The 9298-nt window shown below is 72.2% G+C and carries 9 protein-coding genes and 1 pseudogene; 4 read left to right on the forward strand and 6 right to left on the reverse strand.

Annotated elements, in window-relative coordinates:
* A pseudogene (locus Q4D18_RS09805) lies at positions 1 to 255 on the forward strand (SURF1 family protein); the annotation flags it as partial.
* A 58-nt stretch (positions 256 to 313) separates the two neighbouring features.
* On the opposite strand, the gene Q4D18_RS09810 reads toward Q4D18_RS09805, so the two are convergent.
* Complete coding sequence (locus Q4D18_RS09810; protein WP_303127833.1) at positions 314 to 1912, reverse strand: ABC-F family ATP-binding cassette domain-containing protein; 1599 nt, start codon at positions 1910 to 1912, stop codon at positions 314 to 316.
* A gap of 80 nt (positions 1913 to 1992) precedes the next feature.
* Here Q4D18_RS09810 and Q4D18_RS09815 point away from each other — a divergent pair, with 80 nt between their 5' ends.
* On the forward strand, positions 1993 to 2949 hold the full coding sequence (locus Q4D18_RS09815; RefSeq protein WP_303127835.1) for a neutral zinc metallopeptidase: 957 nt from the start codon (positions 1993 to 1995) through the stop codon (positions 2947 to 2949).
* Between the two features lie 88 nt (positions 2950 to 3037).
* Here Q4D18_RS09815 and Q4D18_RS09820 read toward each other — a convergent pair whose 3' ends face one another.
* From Q4D18_RS09820 to Q4D18_RS09840, 5 genes are read right to left on the reverse strand one after another with little or no spacing between them, the layout of a single operon-like run.
* On the reverse strand, positions 3038 to 3364 hold the full coding sequence (locus Q4D18_RS09820) for a metal-sulfur cluster assembly factor (RefSeq protein ID WP_303127839.1): 327 nt from the start codon (positions 3362 to 3364) through the stop codon (positions 3038 to 3040).
* Between the two features lie 2 nt (positions 3365 to 3366).
* A complete protein-coding gene (gene sufC / locus Q4D18_RS09825; RefSeq protein ID WP_303127841.1) occupies positions 3367 to 4131 on the reverse strand; it encodes a Fe-S cluster assembly ATPase SufC in 765 nt (254 codons plus the stop codon).
* A 47-nt stretch (positions 4132 to 4178) separates the two neighbouring features.
* A complete protein-coding gene (gene sufD / locus Q4D18_RS09830; RefSeq protein WP_303127844.1) occupies positions 4179 to 5420 on the reverse strand; it encodes a Fe-S cluster assembly protein SufD in 1242 nt (413 codons plus the stop codon).
* Position 5421: 1 nt separating this feature from the next.
* The gene (sufB, locus tag Q4D18_RS09835) at positions 5422 to 6894 is read right to left on the reverse strand and encodes a Fe-S cluster assembly protein SufB (protein ID WP_303127847.1); all 1473 of its coding nucleotides are present in this window, start codon (positions 6892 to 6894) and stop codon (positions 5422 to 5424) included.
* A 53-nt stretch (positions 6895 to 6947) separates the two neighbouring features.
* Positions 6948 to 7637 carry a metalloregulator ArsR/SmtB family transcription factor gene (locus Q4D18_RS09840; protein WP_303127850.1) on the reverse strand — a complete coding sequence of 230 codons (690 nt, stop codon included), beginning with the start codon at positions 7635 to 7637 and terminating at the stop codon, positions 6948 to 6950.
* 113 nt (positions 7638 to 7750) lie between these two features.
* Here Q4D18_RS09840 and Q4D18_RS09845 point away from each other — a divergent pair, with 113 nt between their 5' ends.
* Complete coding sequence (locus Q4D18_RS09845) at positions 7751 to 8758, forward strand: ABC transporter ATP-binding protein (protein WP_303127853.1); 1008 nt, start codon at positions 7751 to 7753, stop codon at positions 8756 to 8758.
* On the forward strand, positions 8755 to 9298 hold a 544-nt coding region (locus Q4D18_RS09850), incomplete at its 3' end, for an ABC transporter permease (RefSeq protein WP_303127855.1). The genes Q4D18_RS09845 and Q4D18_RS09850, both read left to right, overlap by 4 nt.

Genomic DNA, 9298 nt, shown 5'->3' on the forward strand with positions numbered 1-9298 from the left:
GACGAGGGCCCGCACCTGTCCTACGCGATCCAGTGGTACATCTTCGCGGCCATGGGCTTCGGCGCGTGGGGGTACTCCGCCTGGATGCGCGCCCGCAACGACCGCGCCGACGCCCTCGAGGAGGCCGAGGACGACGGCATGCTGGCCGCCCGCCGCGTGCCCCGGCCCAAGCCGCAGCGCCGCCGCCGCGGGGGCCGGTTGTCCGACGAGGAGGTCGAGGACGCCCTCCAGGACGCCACCGCGCGTCGGGACTGAACGGGACGGCACGAGGGCCCCGACTCCGCCGAGAGTCGGGGCCCTCGTGCGTCCAGCCTCAGGCCAGGGAGATGAGGTCCAGGTAGTCGTCGCTCCAGAGGTCCTCGTCGCCGTCGGGCAGGAGCACCACGCGCTCGGGGTCGAGGGCCTCGACGGCGCCCTCGTCGTGCGTCACGAGCACCACGGCGCCCTCGTACTGGCGCAGGGCGTTGAGGATCTCCTCGCGGCTGGCCGGGTCGAGGTTGTTGGTGGGCTCGTCGAGCAGCAGGACGTTGGCGCTCGAGGCCACGAGCGTGGCCAGGGCCAGGCGGGTCTTCTCGCCGCCGGAGAGCACGCGCGCGGGCTTGTCGACGTCGTCGCCCTGGAAGAGGAAGCTGCCCAGCAGCGTGCGGCACTGGGTGTCGCCCAGCTGGGGCGCGGCGTGGCGCATGTTGTCCAGGACGGAGGCCTCCTGGTCCAGGGTGTCGTGTTCCTGGGCGAAGTAGCCGAGCTTGAGGCCGTGGCCGGCGATCACCTCGCCGGTGTCCGGGGCCTCGGTGCCGGCGAGCATGCGCAGCAGCGTGGTCTTGCCCGCACCGTTGTAGCCCAGGATCACGACGCGGGAGCCGCGGTCGATGGCCAGGTCCACGCCCGTGAAGATCTCCAGGGAGCCGTAGGACTTGGAGAGGTTCTGGGCGCTGAGCGGCGTCTTGCCCGAGGCCTGGGGCGTGGGGAACCGGATCGCGGCCACGCGGTCCACGGCGCGCTCGCCCTCGACCCCGCGCATCATGCGCTCGGCGCGCTTGATCATGTTCTGCGCGGCGGTCGCCTTGGTGGCCTTGGCGCGCATCTTCTCCGCCTGCGCCATGAGGGCGGAGGCCTTCTTCTCCGCGTTGGCGAACTCCCGACGGCGGCGGGCCTCGTCCTGCTGGCGCTGCGCCTGGTAGTTCTTCCAGTTCATGTTGTAGACGTCGATCGTCTGGCGGTTCGCGTCCAGGTAGAGGACCTTGTTGACGGTCATCTCCATGAGCTCGACGTCGTGGGAGATCATCAGCAGCCCGCCGGAGTAGGTGCGCAGGTACTCGCGCAGCCACACGATCGAGTCGTGGTCCAGGTGGTTGGTGGGCTCGTCGAGGAGCATGGTGTCCGCGTCGGAGAACAGGATGCGGGCGAGCTCCACGCGGCGGCGCTGGCCACCGGAGAGCGTGTGCAGCGGCTGGTCCAGCACGCGGTCGGGCAGGCCGAGGTTCGAGGTGATGCGGGCCGCCTCTGACTCGGCGGCGTACCCGCCGCGGGCCTCGAACTCCGCCTCGAGCCGCGAGTAGCGGTCCATCGCCTTCTGGCGCTGGGCGTCGTCGTCGGAGGCCATGGCCTCCTCCGCGGCGCGCATGCGGCGGATCGTCTGGTCGAGGTCGCGGGCGGAGAGGATGCGGTCCCGGCCGGACTGCTCCATGTCGTCGACCTTCGGGTCCTGGGGGAGGTAGCCGATGCGGCCGGAGGCGGTCACGGTGCCGGCGGTGGGCTGGGTGCGGCCGGCGAGCACCTTGGTGAGGGTGGTCTTGCCGGCGCCGTTGCGCCCCACCAGGCCCACCTTGTCCCCCTGGTCCACGCGGAAGGTCACCTCGTCCATGAGGAGCCGGGCGCCGACGCGCAGTTCGAGATCGGTGACGGTGAGCATGGGAAGGGCAGGGCTCCTGGAGGTGGGGGGATGCGCCGACTGCGGCGCCGGGCCAGTCTAGTCCGTCTACACTCTGGCGCATGAGCTTCAACGAGAACGTGCAGATCAATGCCGGCCGTGCCCGCGGCGGCGGAGGCGGCCTGGGCGGCCGCGGCGCCGCGATCGGCGGCGGCGGCGGTCTGCTCGCCCTCCTCATCGCGCTGATCTTCCCCCAGTTCGCCGACGACCTCGGCATCGGCGGGGCCGGCGCGGACTCGACCTCCGGCTCCCCCTACGGGCAGTACCAGCAGCAGGCCCCGGGCGGCGGCACGCAGCCCGTCTCGGCTGAGGAGTGCTCCACCGGCGCGGACGCCAATCGCAACACCGACTGCCGCGTGATCGCCACCACCGAGTCGGCGGACGCCTTCTGGGGCGACTACATGGGGCAGTTCGACACCATCGACTGGCGCCAGCCGGACCTGACGCTGTTCACCGGCAGCGTGAACACGGGCGGCTGCGGCTCGGCGACCTCCGCCACGGGCCCCTTCTACTGCCCCGCGGACGAGTCGATGTACTTCGACACCGAATTCTTCGCCACCCTGAGCTCCGACTTCGGCGCGACGGGCGGCCCCCTGGCCGAGCAGTACATCGTGGCCCACGAGTACGGCCACCACGTGCAGAATGTGGTCGGCTGGCTGCGCTACTCGCAGGACGGCCGGACCGGCGCGGACTCCAACATCGTGCGCTCCGAGCTGCAGGCCGACTGCCTCGCGGGCATGTGGGCCGGCCAGGCCACGCAGACCGTGGACCCTGAGTCCGGCGAGCCGTTCCTCCAGCCCATCAGCCGGGACCAGCTGGCCCAGGCCATCGACGCGGCCGGCGCGGTGGGCGACGACCGCATCCAGGAGCAGTACCAGGGCCGGGTCAACCCGGAGGCCTTCACGCACGGCTCCTCCGCGCAGCGCCAGGCCTGGTTCATGCGCGGGTACGAGACCGCACGCCAGTCCCCGGACATCAACCAGTGCAACACCTTCCAGGCGGAGACCCTCGACATCTGAGCGCTCCCGCCCCGCACGACGACGGCGCCCCCGCCTTCCACACGGAAGGCGGGGGCGCCGTCGTCGGTGGCCGGTGGCCCCCGCCCGGTCAGATGTTGTATCCCACCGGCCGCAACTGGGGCGTGGCGGGCGCGGGGTTCCGCTCGGGACCCCACGGCGGCATCCACACCCAGTTCAGGCGCCACTCGTCCACGAGGGTGCCGATGGCGCGGGAGACCTGGTCCTCGATCTCGTCGGTGAGCGGGCAGGCGGCCGTGGTCAGGGTCATGTCCACGAGCAGCGCGCCGTCCTCGGCGTAGTGCAGCCCGTAGAGCAGGCCCAGGTCCACGACGTTCACGCCGAGCTCGGGGTCGATGACGTCCTTGAGGGCCTCGCGGACGTCCTCGACCGGCGTCTGTGCAGCGGTGTCGGTCATGCTCAGACCCCCGCCGCGGCCTTCACGAAGCGCTCGTAGCCCTCGGCCTCGAGCTGGTCGGCCAGCTCGGGGCCGCCGGACTCGGCCACGCGGCCGTCCACGAGCACGTGCACGTGGTCGGGCTTGATGTAGTTGAGGATGCGCGTGTAGTGGGTGATGAGCAGGGTGCCCATCTCGTTGGCCGCGGCCGCGCGGTTCACGCCCTCGGACACGATGCGCAGGGCGTCCACGTCGAGGCCGGAGTCGGTCTCGTCGAGGATCGCGAACTTCGGCTTGAACAGCTCGAGCTGCAGGATCTCGGCGCGCTTCTTCTCGCCGCCGGAGAAGCCCTCGTTGACGTTGCGGTTCATGAACGCCGGGTCGATCTGCAGGGCCTCGAAGGCGCCCTTGACGTCCTTCGTCCACGTGCGCAGCGAGGGGGCCTCGCCGTCGATCGCGGTCTTCGCGGTGCGCAGGAAGTTGGTCATGGTGACGCCCGGGATCTCCACGGGGTACTGCATGGCCAGGAACAGGCCGGCCTGGGCGCGCTCGTCCACGGACATCTCCAGGACGTCCTCGCCGTCGAGGGTGATGGACCCGGAGGTCACCTCGTAGCGGGGGTGGCCGGCGATCGTGGAGGCCAGCGTGGACTTGCCGGAGCCGTTGGGCCCCATGATGGCGTGGGTCTGGCCGGTCTCGATCGTCAGGGACAGGCCCTTGAGGATCTCCTTGGGGCCGTTCTCGGTCTCGATCTGCACGTGCAGGTCGGTGATCTGCAGGGTTGCCATGGGCGGTTCTCCTTGGGGGAAGCGTGTGGGGTGGGGGCGGGCGGGGCTCAGAGCGGCGTGACCTGCAGCTCCGCCTCCATGACCTCGGTGAGCTCGCGCTCGACGTCGGCGATGCGGATCTTCTGGATGATCTCGTTGAGGAAGCCGCGCACGATCAGCTGGCGCGCCTCGGTCTCCGGGATGCCGCGGGCCATGAGGTAGAAGAGCTGGGTCTCGTCGAACCGGCCGGTGGCGGACGCGTGGCCCGCGCCCTCGATCACGCCGGTCTCGATCTCCAGGTTCGGCACGGAGTCGGCGCGCGCGCCGTCCGTCAAGAGCAGGTTCTCGTTCTTCTCGTACGAGTCCGTGCCCTCGGCCTCGGCACGGATCAGCACGTCGCCCACCCACACGGTGCGCGCGTCCTGGCCCTGCAGCGCGCCCTTGTACAGCACGTTGGACACGCAGTTCGGCTGGTTGTGGTCCACGAACAGGCGGTTCTCCAGGTGCTGGCCGGCGTCGGCGAAGTACAGGCCGTACATCTCGGCCTCGCCGCGCTCGCCCGCGAAGCGGGAGGTGGGGGTCAGGCGCACCAGCGAGCCGCCGTGGGACACGGTGACGTGCTTGAGGTGCGCGTTCTGCGCCACGGACGCCTGGTGGGCGCCCACGTGGACCGCGTCGTCCTCCCACGCCTGGACGGACACCACGTTGAGGCGGGCGTCCCGGCGCACGTCGAACTCGACGTTCTGGGCCACCACGGCGGTGCCCCGGTGGGTGATAACGACGTCGGCGGCCGCGTTCTCCTCGATCACCACGGTCAGGTGGTGCGCGGCGGGCTCGATCCCGGCGCCGGCGACCTCGATCCGTACGGGGGCCGAGACCTCCGTGCCGGCGGCGACGGTGACCACCGTGGCCTGCTCGAAGGAGGCCCAGGCGGCGGCCGAGACGCGGTCGTCCGGGGTCAGCACGGAGCCGACGCGGGCGTCGTCGCGCCCCACGGTCTCCACGGTGACGCCCTCGTGCTCGGACACGGACACGGCCGGGGCCGCGCCGGTCAGGCGTGCGTCGTCGCCGTCGGGCAGGTGCAGCCCCGCCAGGCGGTCCAGCGGGGTGAATCGCCAGTCCTCCTCCCGGCCGGTGAGGGTCGGGAAGTCGGCGAGGTCCTTCGAGGCCACGCGGTCGGCGCGGGACTGTCCGGCCGCGCGCGGCGGACGGGTCACCGCGGCGTTCTGGCCGCGGGCCAGCTGCTCGCCCTCGTCCCCCATGCCGGGGATCAGGTTGCGCTGTGCGGTGTTCTCCACGATGTCGGTCAACTCAGCCCACCGATCCTTCCATCTGCAGTTCGATCAGCTTGTTCAGCTCGAGGGCGTACTCCATCGGCAGCTCGCGGGCGATCGGCTCGATGAAGCCGCGCACGATCATGGCCATGGCCTCGTCCTCGGACAGGCCGCGGCTCATCAGGTAGAACAGCTGCTCCTCGGAGACGCGGGAGACGGTGGCCTCGTGGCCGAGGGTCACGTCGTCCTCGCGGATGTCGATGTACGGGTAGGTGTCCGAGCGGGACACGGTGTCCACGAGCAGGGCGTCGCAGACCACGGAGTTGGCCGAGCCCTTGGCGCCCTCGCTGACCTGCACGAGGCCGCGGTAGGCGGCGCGGCCGCCGTTGCGGGCCACGGACTTGGAGACGATCGAGCTCGAGGTGTTCGGGGCCATGTGCACCATCTTGGAGCCGGTGTCCTGGTGCTGGTCCTTGCCCGCGAAGGCCACGGAGAGGGTCTCGCCGGTGGCGCGCTCGCCCGTGAGGTACACGGCCGGGTACTTCATGGTCACCTTGGAGCCGATGTTGCCGTCGACCCACTCCATGGTGCCGCCGGCCTCGACCACGGCGCGCTTGGTCACGAGGTTGTACACGTTGGTGGACCAGTTCTGGATGGTGGTGTAGCGCACCCGGGCGTTCTTCTTCACCACGATCTCCACCACGGCGGAGTGCAGCGAGTCCGACTTGTACATCGGGGCGGTGCAGCCCTCGATGTAGTGCACGTACGAGTCCTCGTCCGCGATGATCAGCGTCCGCTCGAACTGGCCCATGTTCTCCGTGTTGATGCGGAAGTAGGCCTGCAGCGGGATGTCCACGTGCACGCCCTTGGGCACGTACACGAAGGATCCGCCGGACCACACGGCGGTGTTCAGGGAGGCGAACTTGTTGTCGCCCACCGGGATGACGGTGCCGAAGTACTCCTCGAAGATCTCGGGATGCTCCTTGAGGGCGGTGTCCGTGTCCAGGAACACGACGCCCTGGGCCTCGAGGTCCTCGCGGATCTGGTGGTAGACCACCTCGGACTCGTACTGGGCGGCCACGCCGGCCACGAGGCGCTCGCGCTCGGCCTCGGGGATGCCGAGGCGCTCGTAGGTGTTGCGGATGTCCTCCGGGAGGTCCTCCCAGGACTTCGCCTGGCCCTCGGTGGAGCGCACGAAGTACTTGATGTTGTCGAAGTCGATCCCGGACAGGTCCGGGCCCCACGCGGGCATCGGCTTGCGCTCGAAGTACTTCAGCGCCTTGAGGCGGAGCTTGGTCATCCACTCCGGCTCGTCCTTCTTGGCGGAGATGTCCTTGACGACGTCCTCGTCCAGGCCGCGGCGCGCGGTCTGGCCGGCGACGTCGGAGTCGGCCCAGCCGTACTGGTAGGCGCCGATGGCGTTGAGCTCGGGGTTCTTCTCGAGGATCTCGTTGATCACGCCGGGATCGGCGGTCGGCGAGCTGTCCTGCTGGATGATCTGGTCGGTCATCTCAGCCTCTCTCTCGGTCGGGGTGGACGGTGGACGGTCGGTGGGGGCGGACGTTAGGCCCGCCCGAGCGGGACGTGCGTGGTGCACACGTGCCCGCCGGCGGCGAGGGTGGAGAGCCGGCGCACGTCCACGCCCAGCAGGCGGGCGATCAGCGCGGTCTCCTCCTCGCAGAACTCGGGGTGGCGGGCCGGCAGGCCCTGGAGGGGGCAGTGGCCCTGGCACACCTGGTCTGCCCGCAGCGTGGGCGCCAGCCCGGCGCCGACGCGCCGCACGCTGGCGGCGAAGCCGGCCTCGTCCAGCACCTCGGTCAGCACGCGGGTGCGCTCGGCGAGGTCCAGGGAGCGGCCCCCGACGGCGGCGGCGTAGGCGTCCTCCACGGGGGCGAACGCGCGCCTGGCCTGGTGACGCAGCTCCTCCTCCCCGCCGAGCTCCACGAGGCGCTCGAGGGAGGACAGGGCCACGTCGAGGTGGTCGCCGCCGAGGCGGCGCTGGGCCTGCTGGGTCACCACGTACCGGCGGGAGGGCCGGCCGGCGCCGCGGGCGGCCGAGACGGCCTTGACCTCCACCAGGCCATCCTCCTCGAGGGCGTCCAGGTGGCGTCGCACGGCGGCGGCGGTGAGCCCGAGGGCGCGGCCGACCTCGGCGGCGGAGACGGGCCCGCGGGTGAGCACCCGGTCCAGGACGCGCTCGCGCGTGCCCTGGGCGGGCGCGGCGGTCTCTGCGGGCTCGGAATACACAAGCACACTATGTCGTATTGATCTGGAACCGTTCAAGTCATGGGGCCTGTGTCCCGTGCCACCCGACCCGGCCCGTCCACACCGAGGGGACTCCCGGACAGCGCGCCTAGACTGGACGGGTGCCTCAGACCCCCGTCTCCGCCCCCGGCGCGCCCGCCCTGCGCCTGTCCGGGGTGCACCGCTCCCTGGGCCGCGGCCGCGCCCGCACAGAGGTGCTGCGCTGCGTCGACTTCACGGTGCGCGGCGGCGCCGTCACCGTGCTCCTCGGTCCGAACGGGGCGGGCAAGTCCACCACCCTCGGCCTGTGCCACGGCTCCGACCGGCCGGACGCGGGCACGGTCCGCGTGTTCGGCGAGGACCCGTGGCGGGCCTCGGCCGACCTGCGCGCGCGCATCGGCGTCATGTGGCAGGAGGGCGGGCTGCCCCCGTCCGTGACGGCCCGCCGGTTCGTCCGCCACGTGGCCTCGCTCTACCGCGCGCCCCTGGATCCGGACGCCCTGCTGGACCGCCTGCGCATCGGCGCGGTCGCGGACCGCCCCCTGCGGCGCCTCTCCGGCGGCCAGCGCCAGCGCGCGGCCCTGGCGGCCGCCGTCGTCGGCGCCCCGGACCTGCTCTTCCTCGACGAGCCCACCGCGGGCTTGGACCCCGAGACCCGTCCCGTGGTCCACGAGGTCATCCGCGAGCACACAGCCCGCGGGGCGGCCGTCCTCCTCACCACGCACCTGCTCGACGACGCCGAGCGCCTGGCGGACGAGGTCGCCATCCTCCGCGCGGGCCGCGTGGTGCGCGCCGGGACCCTGGAGGACCTGACCCGGGTGTCCGACGGCGACGTCCTCGACGTCGACTTCGGCGACGCCTCCCCGGCGGCCGTGGCCGCGTGGGCGGACGCGGTGTCCGGTCGTTTCCCCGTGACGCCCGACCGGGACGCACCCACGGCCCGCGTGGCGGGCGTGCGCTCCCCCGCCGAGCTCGAGGCCCTCGCCGCCACGTGGACCGCCCACGGCCTGTTCCCCGCCCGGCTCGAGCGGGCCATCCTCCGGCTCGAGCGTCTCCTGCAGGACGCCGGCCAGCCGGCCGAGAGCCCCTCCTCCCCGACCGCCGAGACCCCCGCCGGGAGCCGACCATGAGCACCCCCGCCCCGACCTCCGCCGTGGTCCCGCACGCCGGCGCCGCCCCGCTGGGCGCGCGGGTGACGCGCCAGGCCGCCTACGAGACCGGCACCGCCCTGCGCAACGGCGAGCAGCTCCTGGTGACCCTGATCCTGCCTCTGCTGGCGCTCGTCGGCATCCACGTCACCGGCCTGCTGGACACCCCCGGCCGCTCCGGCCTCGACGTCGCCGTGCCGGGTGTGCTCGCCCTGGCCGTGGTGAGCTCCGCGTTCACCGCCACCGCCATCTCCACCGGGTTCGAGCGACGCTACGACGTGCTGGCCGCCCTGGCGACGACCCCCCTGGGCACCCTCGGGCTCGTGGCCGGGAAGGCCGTGTCCGTGATCGCCGTGCTGGTCATCCAGACCGTGGTGATCGGCGGCGTCGGGCTCGCGCTCGGCTGGCGCCCCGACCCGGCCGGCCTCGTGCCCGCGCTCCTGGCCCTCGCGCTGGGCGCGGCCGCGTTCACCGCCCTGGGCCTGCTGCTGGCCGGCACCGCCCGCCCGGAGGCGACCCTCG

The sequence above is a fragment of the Micrococcus sp. genome (assembly GCF_030523875.1).
Taxonomy (GTDB): Bacteria; Actinomycetota; Actinomycetes; order Actinomycetales; family Micrococcaceae; genus Micrococcus.

Coding starts and splice junctions, on each gene's coding strand:
- Q4D18_RS09810 (WP_303127833.1), bottom strand. CDS start 1,912: ATGCTCACCGTCACCGATCTCGAACTGCGCGTCGGCGCCCGGCTCCTC.
- sufB (WP_303127847.1), bottom strand. CDS start 6,894: ATGACCGACCAGATCATCCAGCAGGACAGCTCGCCGACCGCCGATCCC.
- sufC (WP_303127841.1), bottom strand. CDS start 4,131: ATGGCAACCCTGCAGATCACCGACCTGCACGTGCAGATCGAGACCGAG.
- Q4D18_RS09815 (WP_303127835.1), top strand. CDS start 1,993: ATGAGCTTCAACGAGAACGTGCAGATCAATGCCGGCCGTGCCCGCGGC.
- Q4D18_RS09820 (WP_303127839.1), bottom strand. CDS start 3,364: ATGACCGACACCGCTGCACAGACGCCGGTCGAGGACGTCCGCGAGGCC.